14 protein-coding genes are annotated in these 18690 nt (G+C 70.5%); 8 read left to right on the top strand and 6 right to left on the bottom strand.

Annotated elements, in window-relative coordinates; genetic code table 11:
- Window positions 1–293: 293 nt before the first annotated feature.
- From ACIRRH_RS35850 to ACIRRH_RS35835, 4 genes are all read left to right on the top strand, one after another.
- The gene (locus ACIRRH_RS35850; protein WP_403075942.1) at window positions 294–4895 is read left to right on the top strand and encodes a polymorphic toxin-type HINT domain-containing protein; all 4602 of its coding nucleotides are present in this window, start codon (window positions 294–296) and stop codon (window positions 4893–4895) included.
- A complete protein-coding gene (locus tag ACIRRH_RS35845; protein ID WP_403075939.1) occupies window positions 4892–5464 on the top strand; it encodes an Imm1 family immunity protein in 573 nt (190 codons plus the stop codon). The genes ACIRRH_RS35850 and ACIRRH_RS35845 overlap by 4 nt, the downstream gene beginning before the upstream one ends.
- 147 nt (window positions 5465–5611) lie before the next feature.
- Window positions 5612–6046 carry an RNase A-like domain-containing protein gene (locus ACIRRH_RS35840; protein ID WP_403075937.1) on the top strand — a complete coding sequence of 145 codons (435 nt, stop codon included), beginning with the start codon at window positions 5612–5614 and terminating at the stop codon, window positions 6044–6046.
- Window positions 6047–6056: 10 nt separating this feature from the next.
- The gene (locus ACIRRH_RS35835) at window positions 6057–6611 is read left to right on the top strand and encodes an Imm1 family immunity protein (RefSeq protein WP_403075934.1); all 555 of its coding nucleotides are present in this window, start codon (window positions 6057–6059) and stop codon (window positions 6609–6611) included.
- Between the two features lie 610 nt (window positions 6612–7221).
- Here ACIRRH_RS35835 and tpg read toward each other — a convergent pair.
- The 3 genes from tpg to ACIRRH_RS35820 all read right to left on the bottom strand — a co-directional run bounded on the left by tpg (window position 7222) and on the right by ACIRRH_RS35820 (window position 10681).
- Window positions 7222–7770: a telomere-protecting terminal protein Tpg gene (tpg, locus tag ACIRRH_RS35830; RefSeq protein ID WP_403075932.1), complete on the bottom strand. Its 549-nt coding sequence runs from the start codon at window positions 7768–7770 to the stop codon at window positions 7222–7224.
- A gap of 91 nt (window positions 7771–7861) precedes the next feature.
- On the bottom strand, window positions 7862–10240 hold the full coding sequence (gene tap, locus ACIRRH_RS35825; RefSeq protein ID WP_403075930.1) for a telomere-associated protein Tap: 2379 nt from the start codon (window positions 10238–10240) through the stop codon (window positions 7862–7864).
- A gap of 30 nt (window positions 10241–10270) precedes the next feature.
- Window positions 10271–10681 (bottom strand): hypothetical protein, encoded by a 411-nt coding sequence (locus tag ACIRRH_RS35820; RefSeq protein WP_403075927.1) that lies wholly within the window; start codon window positions 10679–10681, stop codon window positions 10271–10273.
- 62 nt (window positions 10682–10743) lie between these two features.
- Between ACIRRH_RS35820 and ACIRRH_RS35815 the strand changes: the two genes are divergently transcribed.
- Window positions 10744–12582, top strand: a complete 1839-nt coding sequence (locus ACIRRH_RS35815) for a zeta toxin family protein (RefSeq protein WP_403075925.1) — start codon at window positions 10744–10746, stop codon at window positions 12580–12582.
- On the opposite strand, the gene ACIRRH_RS35810 is transcribed toward ACIRRH_RS35815, so the two are convergent.
- Window positions 12546–12854 (bottom strand): hypothetical protein, encoded by a 309-nt coding sequence (locus ACIRRH_RS35810; protein ID WP_403075922.1) that lies wholly within the window; start codon window positions 12852–12854, stop codon window positions 12546–12548. The genes ACIRRH_RS35815 and ACIRRH_RS35810 overlap by 37 nt on opposite strands.
- Window positions 12855–13000: 146 nt before the next feature.
- Here ACIRRH_RS35810 and ACIRRH_RS35805 point away from each other — a divergent pair, with 146 nt between their 5' ends.
- Window positions 13001–15721 (top strand): ATP/GTP-binding protein, encoded by a 2721-nt coding sequence (locus ACIRRH_RS35805; RefSeq protein ID WP_403075920.1) that lies wholly within the window; start codon window positions 13001–13003, stop codon window positions 15719–15721.
- A gap of 350 nt (window positions 15722–16071) precedes the next feature.
- Window positions 16072–16719 carry a hypothetical protein gene (locus ACIRRH_RS35800; RefSeq protein WP_403075917.1) on the top strand — a complete coding sequence of 216 codons (648 nt, stop codon included), beginning with the start codon at window positions 16072–16074 and terminating at the stop codon, window positions 16717–16719.
- On the opposite strand, the gene ACIRRH_RS35795 is transcribed toward ACIRRH_RS35800, so the two are convergent.
- Complete coding sequence (locus tag ACIRRH_RS35795) at window positions 16689–16979, bottom strand: hypothetical protein (protein WP_403075914.1); 291 nt, start codon at window positions 16977–16979, stop codon at window positions 16689–16691. The two genes, ACIRRH_RS35800 and ACIRRH_RS35795, sit on opposite strands and share 31 nt — an antisense overlap.
- A complete protein-coding gene (locus tag ACIRRH_RS35790) occupies window positions 16976–17257 on the bottom strand; it encodes a hypothetical protein (protein ID WP_403075911.1) in 282 nt (93 codons plus the stop codon). Before ACIRRH_RS35790 ends, ACIRRH_RS35795 begins: the two co-directional genes overlap by 4 nt.
- 237 nt (window positions 17258–17494) lie before the next feature.
- Here ACIRRH_RS35790 and ACIRRH_RS35785 point away from each other — a divergent pair, with 237 nt between their 5' ends.
- On the top strand, window positions 17495–18253 hold the full coding sequence (locus ACIRRH_RS35785) for an Abi family protein (protein WP_403075908.1): 759 nt from the start codon (window positions 17495–17497) through the stop codon (window positions 18251–18253).
- Window positions 18254–18690: the final 437 nt, after the last annotated feature.

Below are 18690 nucleotides of genomic sequence, written 5' to 3'. Positions count from 1 at the left end.
AATGCTCGGCGCGGTGCTCGCAACGGGTCACTTGGCCTCGGCACTGACGACAAATCACTCGAGACGGCTGCACTGACTCGACCGCCGAGGCCGTTCGCATTCAGCGAAGGCCTCCACCGAGTAAGGCGGGCGCAGTAGGCCCCGTACTGCTGTGGTGCTCGCGGATGTGGCGCATCGCGACACACCCTCGTCAAGCCTATTTCTTCCGTCTGACCCCCGACCCCTCGCCGCGAACCGCAGCTGGCCGGGCGGCACTTCGGTGCCCGAAACAGAAATGAGATGACGAAGTTCACATGAGGATGTCACTGACATCACGGGCCCGATCACGGCTTGCCGCCGGGTTCGTGGCCGGCAGCCTGATCACCGGGCTGCTCACAATTCCCGCGGTGGCGGCGGACACAGCGCCCGCCACCGCCGCGGACCCGGACCGGGTGAAGGCGGTCGCCGCCTGGCAGGCCGGCGGACCGGCCGTACGCCACGCCGCCGAGACGGCACTGACCGGCTCCGCCGATGACCTGAAGACCTTCCTGACGAGCGGCCAGGCCGCAGCGGCCGACCAGGACCTGCGCACGCAGATCGAGGAACTCATCGCGAAGTCCGGCCCCGGGGTGCGCGAAGCGGGAACGGCCGCGCTCAAGGGCTCGGCCGCCGACCTGAAGGCATTCCTCGACAAGGGCGCCCAGAGGAACTTCAACGACGACCAACGCGTGCAGCTAGCACGAATCATGGACACCGGCGGCCCCGGTGTTAAGGAAGCCGCCAGCAAGGCGCTCGACGGCACCATGACGGACGTCAACAAGTTCCTGAACGAAGGCCAGTTCAGGGCACGCAATGACGACGACCGGGTCCACCTCGCGCAGCTGATGGACTCCGGCGGACCGGAGGTGAAGAAAGCCGCCAGCGCCGCGCTGGACGGCGGCATGGACGACGTGCGGCAGTTCCTGCAGTACGGCTATCAGACCGCCGCCGCCCACGACCAGGAAACCCTGACGGTCGCCCAGCTGGCCGACCTGACGAATAACTCCTCCGCCCAGGCCGGCCAGCAGGCCCAGACCGCGCTGGACGCGGCCGGCAAGGCCCTGGACGCGACCCAGCTCGCCAAGGAGGCCTCCGAACGGGCCGCCAACGAGACCAAGGCCGCCCAGGGCTCCGCCGGCAAGGCGTCCAACGCCGCCAGCCGCGCCGCGGACGCCGCGACCCGGGCCGCCGATGCCGCCCAGACCGCCTCGAAGGCAGCCAAGTCCGCCAACGAGGCCTCCCGCCAGGCCGCCAACGCCGCAACGAACGCGGCTTCAGCCGCCACGAAGGCCGGCAACGCCGCCGCCCGCGCGCTGGCCGCCGCCGGCGACGCCGCGGGCAACGCCGGCCTGGCCGACACGGCCCGCGCGGCCGCCGTCACCGCGCGCAAGGCGGCGGTCGACGCCCAAACCGCGGGTGAGGCCGCCGCATGGGCCGGACGGTCCGCGTCCCAGGCCGGACTCGCCGCCCTGGCAGCCGCCGCCGCAGGCGGCAACGCCGGCAAGGCCGCCGACGCCGCCGCCGAAGCCGCCGACTACTCCGGCGTGGCGGGCGCTGACGCCGCCCGGGCCCGCAGCGCCGCCTCCCGTGCGAAGGCCGCAGCAGCGGAGGCGACGCGCGCCGCCAACGCCACTCGCACGATCGCCAACCAGGCCGCCACCGCGGCCGGTGAGGCCCAGCGCGCCGCCAACGACGCCGCCTCACACGCCGAAGCCGCGGCCACAGCGGCCGAGGAAGCCGCCAAACACGCTGGCGACGCGAACTCTGCGGCCAACATCGCACAAACCGCCGCCGACGCTGCCAACACGAGCGCCAACTCCGCGGCGAACTCCGCCGCCCAGGCCCACAAGGTCGCCGACATCGCCCGCGCCTCGGACGCGGAGCGGCTCACCGCCCAGCAGGCCACCGAGATGGCCGCCGCCGACGAGGCCTACCGCGAGGCCGACCAGAAGACGAAGGCCGCCGCCTGGGAGTCCGGCAAGGCCACCCAGTTCGCCGCCGACACCGAGCAGCTCATCAAGGACGCCACCGCGTCCGACGCCGACCCGAAGACGGCCGTACTCAAGGGCCGCCAGGCCGCCTTCCGGCTCCTGGACACCGCCGGCCCGTGGACCAAGGCCGCCGCCCAGAGCGCGCTGGAGGGCGACGACAGCGCCGTCCAGGCGTTCCTGAGCAGCGGCCTGACGACCGCCCGCGACTACGACGACCGCACCAGCGTGATGGCGATCGCCAAGTCCTCCGGCAAGCTGGAGAAACGTCTCGCGGCCGAGACCGCCTCCGTCGGCACCGCCGACCAGGTGCGGGCGTTCCTCGCCACCGGTCAGTACCCGGGCAAGGACCACGACGACCGCGTCCAGCTCGCGCAGATCATGGACGTCGGCGGACCCGGTGTGAAGGAAGCCGCCAGCAAGGCCCTGGACGGCACGATCGACGATGTCCGTGCCTTCCTTGCCACCGGCCAGTACAGGGCCCGCAACGACGACAACCGCGTTCTGGTCGCCCAGGCCCTTGACACTGGTGGCCCCGAGGTCAAGGCGGCCGCTCAGGCCGTCCTGTCCGGCCCCGCCGACCGCCTCGTGCCGTTCCTGCAGACCGGCCTGCCCAAGGCCCAGCAGCGCGACGCGATGACCGCCGCCCACGTGGCCACCATCGCGTCCTACCTCGCCACCATCGACGGCTCCGTCGCCCAGGCGCGCCAGTACGCCGCCCAGGCCGCCCAGTCCTACGCCACCGCCCGCGGCGCCGCCAACGAGGCCGCCGGCTACGCCAACCAGGCCGGCCAGTCCGCCCAGCAGGCCCAGGGCTTCGCCAACCAGGCCGCCCAGTCCGCACAATCCGCCCAGGCGAGCGCCCAGCAGGCCGCCGGCTACGCCAAGCAGGCCCAGGCCTCCGCGGCCACCGCCAACGCCGCCGCCCGCAGCGCCTCCACCTCGGCGGCCATGGCCACCGGCTACGCCAACCAGGCAAGCAAGTACGCCGCCGACGCCAAAACCGCCTCCGACCAGGCAAAGGCCTCCGCCGCGGCGGCTGCCAAGAGCCGCGACGAGGCGAAGAAGGCAGCCGACGAGGCCATGGCCGCCGTCTTCACCAAACAGCAGGACGACAGCACCGACGGGAAACTGCAGAACGCGACCGCCTTCGTCGACGACGAGGGCCGGATCTCCTTCATCGACGCCCTCCCTCAAGGCGACCCGAACACGGAGATCGTCAAGGACAACCTCTCCCGCTGCGAAGCCGGCGACATGATCCTGTCGGCCTACGGCCACGTGATGAAGCCCCTGGACACCACGGTCTGGCACAACGACGCGTCAGGAAAGCCGGTCTGCACCGTCACCCTCACGATCAAAGCCACCGGCACCACCGACTACATCCTGAAGACCTGCCCCGAACCGAACCTCACGATCGCCGCCTGCCGCGGCAAATACACCACGTGGAACACCGTCCTCATCAACAGTTCCCCGGTGGACGCCCAGTACACGCAGACCGTCGACGTGACCTACGGCGAGTACCTCAAGAAGTACAAGCCGAAGGTGGACACCGGCCAAATCCTGTACGACATGACGATCGGCGACTTCGTCAAGTGCTATAACGACCCCGGCATCAACGCCTCCTGCGGCATGGCCGCAGCCAACGTCGCCCCCTTCATCCCCGCCCTGGCCAAAAGCGTCAAAGCCGTCGTCGCGTTCCGCTACGCACTCACAACCGGCATCGGCATCGAAGACGCCAAACTCGCCGTACAGGCCACGCTCGACGGCTACAACACCGCAGCCCTCGCCAAGCTGACCGCCACCGCCGACGCCATCGCCAAGTTCCGCAACTCGCTCAAGGACGGCGTCGGAACCGACGCGGCACTCGAGGCGCTGCGCCAGGACAGGAACGTCGAACGCTCACTGGTTTCCCAGCTGCAGGGCGATGCCACAATCGCGGCGGGTGCCCGTGGAATGTGCCCGACTGGCAACAGTTTCCTGGCCGGCACCAGGGTACTCATGGGCGACGGCACGGCCCGACCCATCGAAACCCTGCGCATCGGCGACCTGGTACTCGCGGCCGACCCCGTCCGCGGAACCAGCGGACCCCGTGTGGTTACCGCCGCCATCCGCACTCCCGACGATCGCAACTTCACCGAGCTCACGGTCCGAAAGACCGACGGGACGCAGGGCGCAGTCACCGCTACCGACCACCACCCGTTCTGGGTTGAGTCCGCTGGCACCTGGACGGACGCTGCGGCCATCCGCCCAGGCGACACCCTCCGCACCGACAACGGCGCCACTGTCCAGGTCGCCTCTGTCAGGCATTGGACTGGCCTCGAACCGGCCTACAACCTCACGGTCGACGGCCTCCACACCTACTTCGTCCTCGCAGGCGACAGCCCTGTACTGGTCCACAACAGCAGCCTGTGCCCGGCGCGAATCTGGCAAATCCTCCAGAGCCTCGGCAGGCGGCCGGGTGACAAGGGGCCGACTAAGGGCCAGGTGCTTCTGCGCGAGGGAGACGAGCTCGTGGAATGGGGCGGCCCGGTCCAGAGCGGCACCAATGGCGATGCCAAAACCGCGGCCATGGTCCAAGAAATCAGCAGTTGGCTTCGACGGCCAGACTCAACTGCTCCCAAGGTCAGCGACGCAGCTGACATATATCCGACCGCCGATCACGTCGAAACAAAGCTGGCCTGGGTCATGCAGCGCGATTCGATAATGTACACAGAAGTCGTGATCAATAATGAGAAGGGATTTTGCGGCCCCGCATTCTCCTGCCTGGACTCAGTACCCGACATCCTCTACAATGACCAGCATATGCTGGTCCGCTGGTTCAACAAAAATACAGGCGAGCTGGACAAAAAGCTTCTCCAGGGACTGAGGGAAAGGCCAAAGAAGGAATGATTCTGCACCTGTCGTTCGATGGGGACGTGATGTACCCCTCAGACTGGGAGGAAACCAATCGCCTGATCTCGAAAGCTCTCCACTCTATCAGCGTGAAGGAACTTCGTGACGGAGAATACGTTGCAGGAGACCAGGCCCTGTTCTGCTACACAGAGCCCACAGAAAGACACCCCAGCACGTACCTGTTTGTCGCCGCTAACGAACTGAGCGGATACGGCGCCCTTACCTGGTGCTCGGACGGGCGGCCACCTCGGCAGGGCGGGATCTACGAATATGCATGGATCTCTGATAACCCCAGCCCGCCCGAGATCGACTCCCGGCTCGTCTCGGAAACCTACTATCCGAGGTTCTACGACCGTGCTAGCGCTATTCCACTTCCGCAGGTCCGCGCCGCCATCGAGGAGTACTGCCGCTCCGGAACCGGCGAGCGTCCCGAATGCATAGGCTGGACGACCGGGGAAGTCAGCGGCCGACGATACGATCGCCCGCCATTCGAAGATGAAGTTGATGAGGGCTACTCGGAGCCCGATTGGGACACCTTCTTCAGTGGAGCTCCACGGTCGGAGTGAAATATTCAGCTAAATAACAAAAGTCGGCACCTTCGCTGACTTCAGCTGTTTCTTACTGATTCAACGATGTGCCCGGCATCACGTGGTGCCGGGCACATCGTGTTTCAGACAGCCCTCCCCCACCGCGCCGTGCACCGGCGGGGCTTCGTGGCCGACGAGGGCACCAGCGAGGCCCACACCCTGAGCCACCACGTCAACATCTCCGGCCAGAGGCTCATTGACAAGGTCACGAAGGACGGTGTGGCGAGCGTCTGGGCCGACCAGCAGACCGCCGTGCGGGCGAGCCAGAAGGCCTTCGACCAGTGGTACGCCAACGGCACCAACGCGCAGAAGCTCGCGGAATGGATCACAAAGCAGGAACGACGCGGCAAGAATGCCCCGTTCAATCCGGCTCGTGACACGAAGTCGTTCACCTGGACAGTCAGGGACGAAGGCTCCCTTGGCCCGTTCTCCTGTTCAGCGGCAGTGCCGAAGATTCTGCTGAAGGGTTATACGCTGATTGTTTGGTATAAGGATGAGTTCGGTGTTCTAGCTAAGAATCCGATCCCCCTAGTAGGCAAGGCTGCGGCTCCAATCGGATAGGTGACAGGCAGTGCTTCTCAACGTTCACATTGACGGCAAATGGCGCCACGGCGAGACCCCGGAGGAGAAAGCCCGGATAATCTCGGAGGCTTTTGAAATTCTCGCAGAAAAAGGAAGCGGGGGTCCAGATTGGAGGCCAGGCGAAATTGCCCTGTTCTCTTTTTCTGAAAAGCCGTACGACGATCACAGCTCGCCCAATAACTGCCTGATGGTCTCCACCAACGTATCCTCCGGCTATGGCGGTCTAATCTGGTTCTTCAATGGCGATCACCCCCAAAGGCGAGACGTATATGACAGGACATGGGTGTCTGACAACCCCGAGCCGCCAGATTTTGACCCCCAGGTCGTTTCGGATCCCGGCTATCCACTATTTCATGACCCCGCCAGCACCCTCCCGGTCGCACAGGTACGCCAGGCCGTCGAAGAATACAGTCAAATTGGCACCGGAGACCGCCCGGAATGCCTCAGCTGGATCGGTGGGGCCATGAGCGGACAACGCGATGACCGCGCACCGATCATCGACATGGTCGACGAGCCCGAAATCGACTGGGACAGTATCCGCTAGCACCTCGCACAAGTGCTAAGACGACCTATCAGCGGTCCCGGCAACGACTACTCAGAGTCCCTGCCGGGGCCGCGTCCTATCAGGCTCAGGCGACCACGGGCCTGCACCCTCCGCATGGCCCGTCCGAACGCCTCGCTCCCCATACCACTTCCGCGCCGCCATCGAGAAATACTGCCGAGCCGGAACCGGCGAGCGTCCTGAATGCATCAACTGGACGAATGGGGAACTCGATGGCCGACGACACGCCATTCGAAGATGAAGCTACCGAGGGCTACTCAGAGCCGGACTGGGACACCTTCTTCGACGGAGCTCAGCGGTCGGAATGAAATATTCAGCTAAGTAGCAAAAGTCGGCCCGTTCAACCGACTCGGCCGTTTCTTACTGGCGCGGACGATGTGCCCGGCACCACGTGGTGCCGGGCACATCGTGCTTCAGACCCAGTAGATGAGGGCGCCCGGTGAAGCGGGCAATTGCCGCCGATACCCGGACGCCACGGTTTTTGTCATCCGGCTTCCTGATTCACCCCGGGGGAATTATTGAGCGGGTCCCGGCTGCTTTCGGCGGCCGGGAGCTGGCCATATTTCGGCGACACAGGCGCCGCTGGCAGGGGTCAGATCCCCTCCACGTCCATCCACGCGATGTCGTTCAGCTCGACGTCGAGGCCGGCGGCGCGGTGTCCGTTGTCCTTGAAGTAGTGCTCGCGCAGGCCCTCGGCGAGGATCCGTTCCTGCTCGGCCTGGCTGGCTCCGGCGTCGCGGGCGGCGTACAGGCGGCGGGCAACCGAGCCGGGCATCTTCTGGGTGATCGTGCGGGAGCGCGGGTCGTCGGTGGAGCCGCCGGCCGCGCTGTAGCCGAAGGTCGCCTGGATGTGGAGCATGAAGCCGTTCTTCTCGGCGTCGCGGCGCACCCGCTGCTTCACCCGCGGCTGCCAGCTGGCGCGGACCTTCTGCTCGATGGCCTTGGCGGCGGCCGGCTTCGGAATGCCCTGGCCCTTGAGCCAGCGCTGCACGGTGCGCTGGGAGACGCCGAGGTCCTGGGCGAGCTTCTTGGTGGAGCCCTTGGCGCCCTTGAGCAGGAAGCGCATCCGGGCGGGGACGGACTGCGGGATCGGCTTGGTGCGCTCGGCCCGCTCCAGGCCCTCGTCGATCTCCCGGCTCACACTGTCTCCTTCCCGGCCGCCGAGAGCGGCGGCCACTACTGGCGGTCCTGGTGGGCGGCCCGCCGGTCGGTGTCGGCGGGCCGAAGGGTGACTACTCGTCGGCGGAGACGATGCCGCCGGTCTTGATGTGCCGGGCCGGGTTCGTGTCGTCGGCGATGAGCTCGGCGATCTCGGTCATCGGCCGGGAGCCCTCGAACTTGACCATCCCGGGGCTGACGCCGAGGCGCAGCGAGGTGGTGAGGGTGCCGTCCGGCTTGGTGAGGATGTCCAGGGCGCCGGGGCCGGGTGAGGCGAAGACGGCGCAGTCGGAGAGCACCGCGAAGCAGTGTAGGCCGGTGTCGCCGGCCATCTTGCGGAGCTTGCGGTGGAGGTTGACGGTGGCGGTGTCGATGACCAGGGCGCGCATGAGCGGGTCCCAGGTCGGGCGTTCCAGGGCGGCCCAGCGTTCGCCGGGCTTGTAGCCGTGGCCGCGGGGGCGTTCGCGCATCTTGCCGATGGTGCCCTTGGCGGTCTGCTTGATCGCGGTGAGGACCGCGAGCTCGGCCGGGTCGCCCTGCTTGAGGGCGGCCATGGCGTCGAGGAAGGCGAGCGGGTCGTGGTCTGCGAGGGTGAGTGGGACGCCGAGGGCGGCCATGGTGTCCAGGTACGCGGCGCGCAGGTGCTTGTGCCACGGGTCGAGGTAGGGGCCGTGCTCGTAGCGCAGGTACGCCTCGGTGGGCTGTACCCGGGCGCCGAGTTCCATGGCGTAGGCGAGCTTCACCGTGGAGTACCAGGCGGGGCCGGTCGGACGCTCGCCGTCTGCGGTGAACGGGCTGGGGAGCAGCGGGTTCGTGTCGAGGCCGGACAAGTCGGCCAGCCACGAGCCGGGGATCTTCGGGTCGAAGACGGGGTTGACCACGTGCACGGGCGGGCCCAGCGGCAGGGTGAGGCGGCCGGCGGCGGCGAGGAAGGCCATGTTGACGTCCAGACCCACCGCCCAGGCGGAGCGCTTCTCGGTGTCGGTGAGCTCGCGGTGCCAGTCCCAGGCTTCGGTCACCAGCTCGCCGCCCGGCTCCCGGCCCTGGGCGAGCGGGTGGACGTCCAGGACCTCCGGCGGTGCCGGGTCGAAGGCGTCCTTCGGGCGGGAGCCCTCCACCGCCCCGGACGTCCAGCCGGCATCGGTGCGCACGGCGCGGGTCGGCGGGCGCAGCGCGGTGACGAGCTCGAGGCCGGAGACGGCGGTGGAGCCGCGCGGGGTGAGGACGCGCTTGGCGTAGGCGCCGAGCAAGCGGGCCAGATCGGGGGCGGCGAGGCCGTCCGGGATGGACCAGCCGCCGGTGGCGAGCGCGCCCCAGCCCGGGATGCACAGCTGGACGCACTGGCGCTTGCCGTCCTCGGGGGTGCGGTAGACCCGGGCCCACGGCCCGAGGCCGCGCTGGGTGAGCAGCCAGCCGGCCTTCTCGACCTGCTTCACGGCCTTGTGGGTCTTCGGCAGCTGGCCCAGGCGCTGGACGAAGTCCTTCTTCTCGTCGCGGCCCATCGGCGGCAGGCCCAGCTCGGCGAGCGCGGCATCGGTGAGGACGACCAGGGCGTCGCCGTCCTTGCCGTGCCGGTGGAGCCGGGGCGAGCCGAGCTTCACCTCCAGTGCCCACTCCACGACGTCGGCGAGCGTGCGCCCGGTCGGCGCGGTCGGCGCCTGGGTGCCGTCGGCGAGGTAGGCGACCAGGGCCCGGCCGGTCGGGGCGACGTCCAGCACCGCGAGCGGGCCGGCCGGGAATCGCGCGGCCGCTGCGGTCTCCCAGTCGGCCGGGCCCTCGGCCTTGGCCGGCGTCGTCTTCACCGGGGCCTTCCGGGCCCGCGACGACGCCGCCGGGCGCGACGACCCGGCCCGACGCGGCGCAGCCACCGCACCGGTGGTGGGGGCGGCCTGACTGGGCGCAGCGACCGAAGCGACCGGGACGGCAGGCTCGACGAACGCGGCCGGGTCGGGCTGCTCCGCGGCCGGGACGGCGGCCGCCGTCTGCCCGGCCGAGGCAGGCGCGCACCAGCCGCCCATGTGCACCGGACGGCCCTGGGAGCGGTAGGGCGTCGGCCGCCCGCACCGCACGCACGGGGCGGGCTGCTCGGCGACCAGCTCGCCGTTGGCCGTGCGGTCCAGCTCCAGCACCACCTCACTGGGTGTGGCGGGCGCCTGCGCGGGGGTGGTGGGGGCTGGCGGCTGCTCCTGCTGGACGGCCGTGGGGCCGAGCTGGGCGGCGATGCCCTCCAGCAGGCGCGCGTACGCGGTACGGGCCTCGCCCTGCGGGTCGCGGCGGCCCGACTCGTAGGCGGTGAAGGTGCCGGCGCTGACGCCGAGCGCCTTCGCGGTCTCGGCTTTGGTCAGCCCGTACTCGGTGCGCAGCCGCTCGCGTTCGGCCGGGTCGGGCAGCGGAACGGCGCGGCGCGGGCCGGCGCCGAGCAGTGTCTCGATCGCGTCGGGGGTGTCCGTCATGGCGCTCTCCTTCGCTGGTGGGAGGGGCTGTTAGCGCACGCCCTGGCGGATTTCTTCGAGGCGGGTCATCAGGCGCTGGTAGCGCTGGGAGGCGGCCTGCGGTGTCTTGAGGCCCTGTTCGTCGGCGATCTGGCGCCAGTCGAGGCCGCGGCGGCGGGCTTCGATGATCACCTGGCACTCGAGGTGGTCCAGCTGGAAGCGGAGCTCCTCGAACACGGCGAGGGCTGCGGCCAGCTCGTCGTCGTCAACGCCGTCGTCCTGCCCGTTGGGGCGGGTGCTCGCGTCCATCACCCTGCTCAGGACCTGAGCGCTCTCCCACAGTCGCTTTGCGGGCGCCCAGACCGGCTGCTCCTCCTGCAAGTCCGGGCGGGTCTTCAGGTCGGCCAGGCGCTCGTGCGCGGTCGCGTACCGCTGGGCGGAGGGAGTCGATTCGACTGTCATGGAGGCATGCTAACGTTGATTCAACGAATAAACAACTTGTTGTTTCATTGGTCGGAGGGGTGTTGAACGAGGGGGACGTGGTGCCGGTGCCGCTGCCGGAGGCCGAGCACCGTGAGGCGCTGGAGGGGTTGATCCTGCCCGCGTGGACCGCCCGCGCTGTCCCGCAGGACCAGCCGGTCGTGGTCGTCGTGGGCGGCCCGCCAGGATCCGGGAAGACCGAGATCGCCGACCTCGTGCACGCCTCCCTGTCCAGACGCGGGGGCGCGGTGCGCGTCGGCAGCGACCTGTACAAGCACGTCCACCCCGACTACGCCGACCTGCTGGCCGACGACGTGCGCACCGCCGGGGTGAAGGTCCGCCCCGATGTGCGGGGCTGGCAGGCCGGTGTCGAGGCGCATGTCCGCGACCGGCGTCTGGACGCCGTGGTCGAGAGCGCCCTGGCCGACCCGCAGCAGGCACGCGCCGACGCCCAGGCGTACCGGGACCGCGGGCACCGTGTGGAGGTCGTCGTGCTGGCCACGGCCCTGGCGTGGAGTCAGCTCGGCGTGCTGGACCGCTACCTCGGCAACGGTGACGGGGCCGGACGCTACGTGTCGTGGGACAACCACGACACCTGCGCCCATCAGCTGAGCCACACCCTGGACGTGCTGGAGACCGAACGACTGGTGGACCGCATCACGGTGGTGCGGCGCGGGATGCAGTTCCTCTACAGCAACGAGCTCGTCGACGGTGCGTGGGTGCGCCCGCCTGGCGCGGCGCGGACGGTGGAAGCCGAGCGGGCCAGATGGTGGAGCGCCGTCGAGACCGGATCCTTCCGCCGGTCGCTGGCCCGCGCCGGACGAGAACTCGTACGGGCTGAGACCCGGCTGCCCGCAGACCGCGTACTGGCCGTGGCGCGGGACGCGGAGCGGGCCGCCGCGCTGGCCGAACCAGTGCGGCGCATCGCCCAGCCAATCGCGGAACCGCCCGGTGTCGACTACCACCGGCTGTCCGCCGACGAGCACGAGTGGACCTTCCAGAACCTGGTCGTCCCCGGCCTCGGGCCGATCGTCGCGCAGGAGCACCCCGTCGTCGTGTACGTGATGGGGGCACCCGGCGCGGGCAAGACCCGGGCGAGCGCGATGGTGCGCCGGGCCCTGCGGGAGCGACGGCCGGTGTGGATCTCCGGCGGGATGTTCAAGACGGCCCACCCCGACTACTTCCGGCTGCTGCGCGAGCACCCGCGCACCGCCTCCGCCCGGATCCGTGCCGACTACAAGGCATGGCAGGCCCGGGCCGAGGCGCTGGTGCGGGAGCGGCGCGCGGACGCCGTGATCGAGATCGCCCCCGGCAGCGCGACCGCCTTCCTCGCCGACGCCGCCGACTGGCGCCGGGCCGGGTACCGGATCGAGCTGCTGGTCCTGGACGTGCGCGCGCCCGACAGCCGCCAGGGCACCGCCCTGCGCTACGCCGAGGTCAGCCGGGGCGGCACCCGCCCCGGCCGGTTCACCACCGCCTCCGGGCACGACAGGTGCCTGACCGCACTGCTGGAGTGCGTCCAGGCCATCGAGGAACAGCACCTGGTGAACCACATCAGCGTGGTGCGGCGCGACGGCACCGCCGTCTTCCGCAACACGCTTGGCCGGGGCGGCCGGTGGACCGGACCGGCTAGCGCCGCGCTCACCACCCGGGCGGGACAGATGCGGCCCTACACCGAGCAGGAGGCCCGCCAGTTCCTCACCCGCCAGCGCGACCTGCGCGCGGCGCTGCCGCAGTACCGGCGGGAGGTCGACGCGATCACCCGGCTGGCCTGGCCGCTGCTGCCGCCCGCGCTCCAACCCGGCCGGCTCGCTTTCGCTCCACCCACCGCGCTCCCGACCCGCTCCTACGAACCCGCGATCTCGCTGAGCCTGGCGTCGTAGAAAGCCTCGATCCGCTCCAGCTCCTGCGCGCTTGCCTCCGGCAGGTCCCGCAACGTCTTGAGGATGGCGGCGTGCTCGGCCAGCAGCTGCTCGACGCGGTCCAGGTCAGACGCCGGGCGGCGGCGTTCGACGTGGATCTGCTCGGTGCACCAGGCTGCGACTTCCTCGATCTTCTCCCCGATCCGGTTGAGGGCGCCGTCGTTCCCCTGGTTGTCCGGCGCGTCGGAGCCGGTGCTGGCCGGGATGTGGTCGGGGAGTTCGGGGTCGTGCATGGGGAAACCGCCTCGTTCTCGAATATGCGCAGGCCAGGGTGGACTGACAGGTCGGAGCCTATGGTCCCCGGCCGAATCCGCCGGCCACGGGCCGCCGAGGGCGTAGGTTGATGCCTGGTCAGATCGGTGCGGAGGGGGAGTCATCGGTGGCGAGGGATCTGCGGGCGCTGTTCGGCTCGAACGAGCGGCTGGGTGCGCAGGAGGCGTTCACCAACCGCGAGGCGCAGTGGAGTGCCGTCGCGGCCGCGCTCACCGCGCACCTGGCCCACGTGACCGACCCGGGCTTCGACGCCCAGGACCTGGAAGCCCCCCGGCACAACGTCATCGTCTTCCACGGGGTCGGCGGCATCGGCAAGACCACGCTCTCCCGCAAGGTGGAGTCCGCGATCGCCGACGCGGGCCAGCGCCCCGCCCAGTGGGGTGCGCCCACGTGGCCCGACAGCCCCCGCCTCCTGCCGGTGCGCATCGACCTGGCACGCTCCGCCGGCACCGACTTCGAACAGCTCGTCCTCACCCTGCGCCTGGCGCTCGCCCGCCACGTCGGCCGCGGCCTGCCCGCCTTCGACATCGCTCTGCGCCGCTACTGGGACGCCACGCATCCGGGCGAGCCGCTGGAGGAGTACCTGCGCCGCCGCGGCCTGGTGGCCATGGCGGGCGAGGCCCTGCCCGGCCAGATCAAGAACGCCGTCGGCGAGGCCGCCCAGCAGCTCGCGCTGCCCGGCATGGCCGGCTCCGCCGCCGGACAGGTCGCCGCCGCCCTGGTCACCGCCCTGCGCCAGCGCCACGAGAAGGCCCGCGCGCTCGCCGGCTGCGCACGCCTTGCGGACCTGCTGGAGGCCGAGCCCGACCTGGAGACCCTGTCCTTCTACCCGCACCTGCTGGCGTGGGAGATCGCCCGCCTGCCCGTGAAGAAGGCGGCGGTGCCGGTGGTGCTGCTGGACGGCTTCGAGGACACCGGCGACCGCACCCACCGCGACCTCGAGCGCCTGGTCCAGCGCGTCGTGTGGCTCATGCCGAGCGCGTTCTTCGTCATCACCGGCCGCTCCCGCCTGCAGTGGGCCGACCCAGCGCTGCAGGGCCAGCTCGACTACACCGGCCCCACCGCCTGGCCCGGCCTCGCACCCGCCTCCAGCCCGCTCGTGCCCGCCGCCCGCACCAGCACGGCCGGGCAGGCCGACCCACGGCAGCTGCTGATCGGCGACTTCTCCCCCGAGGACTGCGAGGACTACCTCGCCCACCGCCTCACCACCCCGAACGGCCAGCCCCTCATCCCCACCGACATCCGGGCCGTCATCGCCCGCCGCTCGCACGGCCTGCCGCTCTACCTCGACCTCGCCGCGCTGCGCTACGTGGAGATCCGCCGCACCCGCACCCCGATCGCCGACGACTTCGAGGCCGACTTCCCCGCCCTCATCGCCCGCACCCTCCAAGACCTCACCGGCGACGAACGCCACGTGCTGCGCGCCGCCGCCCTGCTCGACGCCTTCGACATCCCGCTCGCCACCGCCGCGGCCGGCATGAACCACGACGCACCCGCCCTACGCCTGGTCGAACGGCCCCTCGTGCACGAGGACCAGGCGGCGCTGTGGCCCTACCACCTCCACGCCCTGGTCCGCTCCACCCTGCGCGGCGCCGACGACCGCACCGACGACCGCTGGTCCGACCAGGACTGGCAGCGCGCCGCCGACCGCGCCAACACCGCCCTCGGCAACCAGTGGACCGCCTCCGACACAAGTAACCGCACGCTGCTGATCGGCTGCCTGCGCCAGGGACTGCGCCTGGCCCGCGACCACCACCTCAACCTCGGCTGGCTCGCCGACGCCGCCTGGACCTACGTCTCCGACTCCGTCTGGGAACCACTCGCCCCGCCCGCCCCCGACGTCCCGGCCGCCCAGGCCGCCGCGGGCGGGCCGACCGGCGCCGCCAAGCTGGACACCCCGGCCGACGCCCTGGTCGAGACGCTCAGCGCGCTCGCCGCCCGCCAACGCGAGCACCGCACCCACACCGCCGACCGCCTCACCCGCGTCATCGACAGCCGCCTGCTGCCCGAGGACCTGACCCACATGGCCCTCTACTACCGGGCCAAGGCCCACCGCGACCTCGGCCGCAGCACCGCATCCCGCCAGGGCATGCAGCAGGTCGCCGCCGGCACCACCCGCCTCGCCCCCGCAGCCCGCCGGGGCCTGGCCCACCTCGCCCGCCTCGACGGCGACTTCCCCACCGCCCACGCCACCGCCCTCACCCTCGGCTGGGCCGGACGCCAGCACCGCGTCCTCGGCGACCTCGCCTGGGTCCACGCCCAGATGGACCAGGCCGACGCCCACTACGCGGCCGCCCGCGCCGACGCCGAACAGCACGCCGTCGCCGGCGAACGCGCCACCAGCCAGGCCCAGCTCGCCTTCGCCCGCGCCTTCACCGACCCCGCCGCGGCCGCCGACGAGCTCGACCTCGCCGCCCAGCTCCTGGCCGGCCTCGACCTGCGCGCCACCACCCTCACCACCCGCATCGCCGCCCTCGTCCGCGACGCCGGCACCCCCGGCAACGAACTCCTCGAGCGCGCCGCCGTCCTCGACGCGGAGGTCAGGGCCTCCGGCGTGAGGGCCGCCCGCACCACCCTCACCCTCGCCCTCTGCTTCCACCACGCCGCCCTCAACAACAACAACGCACTCGACACCGCGATCCGCGACCTCGACCAACTCACCCGCGGCCACGACTACGCCTACTACACCGACATCGCCCACTTCATGGCCGGCCGGGACCTCCACTTCCCCTCCCCCGCCCGCTGGCTCGACGGCCCCGAAGCCGTCCGCTCCCGCTGGCGCACCCTCGTCACCAGTCGGCAGGAGCTCTTGCACGGCGCGCGCTGAACAACCCGCTGTTCCCCGGGATGACGGCCGCCGGCGAGGACGACATCCGGCCTGTGAAGCCCGGTCAGCGCGACCGCTGCCGCCGCCGGGGCTTCACCTGGTCGGAGATCAGGAGGATCGGCCGGGCCATCGGCCGTGGCGCCGCCGCCCGCCCGCGTCTCGCCCACTCGCGAAATCACGCTCGCCCTGCCGCCGGAACCAGAACATCCGGACAACACTCCCCGCCACGGGTTACAGCCCCTGGCTGTCACTCAACTCCGCGGCCGCCCCTGAGTCCGCCTCCTGGCGGTCCGCCTGCGCGTGTGCGCCGTCTCCAACGGGGAATCAGTCCCTACCAGGGGAGGGGACGCGTGATCACCACGAAGGGCACGACCGATCCACTCAAGGCGCTGCGGCACCTGCTGGAGACGTTGGACGACGAGAGGCTCACTGCGGCTTGGGTGAGAACCGAGGCCCGACTTCGGGCCGAGGCCCGGCACTCGTTCAACGCGATGGTGCCGATGGCCCGCGCCAGCTCGAAGACGGCACCGGAGGACCTGGCTTCCGCCCGGCTGATCGTCGCCCGGGACGAGGCGCTGGCCAGCCTCGCCGTCCTCGCCGCGGAACTCACCACCGCCAGCCGGGTACGCATCCGCGTCATCCTCGGCTCACCCGGCAACAACCCCAGGGACGACAAACAGCGTCGTGCCCTCGCCCAGCTCATCGCCGAGCGCACCGTCACGGCCTTGCGGAAGCTGTACCACTGCGAGCACCCCGACCCGGCCACCGTCCTTCCCCTGGCCAGGGCCGCCCTTGAACCGGTCCTGCGGTGGAGCGGCGACACCCGGCTCCTCTACGGCCAGACCCACCAGTTCAAAGCCTGGTCGACCGCCCTGGAACACACGATCACCGCCCTGACACCACCTCCGGCTCCGCAACTCGCGAGGGACCGGGAGCAGTCCGAGCGCACGGCGGGACCACCGACGGATCAGTCCGCCCGCAGAACCCGGGAGACGTAGATCCGCGGCGGATCCTTCTCCTCATTCACCGCGTACTCCACCAGCCCGAGGTCCCGACGCAGCGGTGCGGAGTGCATGCCGGGTCGTCCGGGGACGGGCATGCTCAGGTGAGGGAAGGGGTCCTCGCGCAAGTCGACGAGGAAGGCGACGACGGCCGAGAAGACCTCGGCTGGCGTGCCCGGGTCGCCAAGGAGATCCTCAACGGCCGGAGATATGGCGACCGGATCGTCATCGTCCGGAAACTCGCTGTAGTCGCTCACAGGGCCCCGAGCCGGCGCAGGACCGCGGAGGCGGAGGTGCCCGGGGCGGTGCCGGCCTGGATGGCGGCGTGGATGCGGTCGCCCTCCGGATCGCGGTAGAGCTCGGCGCGCAGCCACCACCGCTTCAGCACTCCACCGATCGTCTCGACGTCGGCCTCGCCCATCTCCCGGTAGAACTCCATGCGCTGCGCGGGCGGGAGCGCGGCGGCGACGCCGTCCTGGGTGCGCGGGATGGGCTGCTGGCCGTCGTGGTGGCCGTGCACGGGTGCTGCGCTCACCGTTCCTCCGGAAGTCTCGTACGGGCGGGACCGGTATCAGTGTCCTCCCCTGGTGGCCCGGTCCGATACCAGCCCCCTGGCTCCGGGCCCGCCCCCTGCGCGAGCGGGAAGAGGGGGAAACGCCGCAGGCCCCAGCCGGTAACCGGTTGGGGCCTGCGAATCAAAAGTCTTACCCCGGTCGCTTAACCGAAGTCAGAGGCTGTACCGGGGAATCTGCATTCATGATAGCAAAAGCGGGTGCATGTTCAACCGACACCGCAGCAGCTCGGCCCGCTGACGGAGCTTGTCTCCGGCCCCCGGCTCGCCCCGTACCTCGCCCAGACCTCCACGAAGCAGCAGGCCATGGCGCTGTACCTGTGGAATATCCAGGTCACCGGTGCGTGCGCGGAGACTATCGCGCTCGCCGAGGTCGTCCTGCGCAATGCGATGAGCGACCAGCTCGCTGCGGCGTACGGGCCGCAGTGGTACACCAAGGCGGAGCTGTTCGACGACCGCACCGTGAAGGACATCCGCTCCGCGTGGAACGGCATCTCCCTGGCCAAGGATCCCGCCACCGGCCGACCGTTGGACAAGACCGTGGCCAATGTCCCGGCGGGCAAGGTCGTGGCGAACACCATGCTCGGCTGCTGGATCAACCTGCTCGACCGCGGTGGGACCCGGGGCGAGGGGCCGATGAAGAAGAGGGTGGACTACGACTCCACCCTGTGGCGCAAGGCCCTCTACAGGGCGTTCCCTCACAGCAACGGCAAGCGGGCGACCGTCCACGAGACCGCCAGCCGTATGCGGGCGCTTCGCAACCGTGCCGCCCATCACGAGCCGCTCATCGACGGCGTCCCGCTGCCCGGTCAGGGCCTGCCCGGCGGCGGGATCCGCCGTCTCACTCTCGCCCAGGCCCACCAGGAGGTCCTGGACCTGGTTGGCTTCATCGACCGAGACGTCGCCGACTGGCTCGGCAAGGCCAGCCGCGTGCCGCAGCTCCTTTCGGTCCGCCCATAGAAGGCCGGCTATAGCCGGTCCTGCCCGCCGTCGCCCGGCGGCGGCGATCCGCACGGTCGGAGGCCCGCGCTCGCGGCCGGACACAACTCGGCCGGGTCCTCGAGGATCAGGGGGGAACGTTCCCCGGAGACCCGGCCGGTGGGAGGCCAGCAGCGCCGAGGACCGGGCACGGGAAGCACAGCCCGGACCAGCGCGGGGTCGTGAGGACGCGCCGGTGCCGGGATGGTGGCTTTGACGCGCCGTCATCCCGCATGGCGGGCAAGGGTGTCGGGCGCTTTCTGGATCAGGACTGACCCGCCACAGGACCGGTGCCGAAGCGCCCGTCCGCAACGGAAAACCAACGCCGCCGACCTCGCCGTCGGCCACCTGGTGAAGCCTGCTGTCCGCACAACAGCGGACCGACATCGACGAGGCCGTGGCCGCTGTGGTTTGGAAGG

This window comes from Kitasatospora sp. NPDC101235, assembly GCF_044767505.1.
GTDB lineage: Bacteria > Actinomycetota > Actinomycetes > Streptomycetales > Streptomycetaceae > Kitasatospora.
The sequence above is the reverse complement of the archived record's forward strand: the minus strand, read 5'-3'. Positions and strand labels throughout refer to the sequence as shown.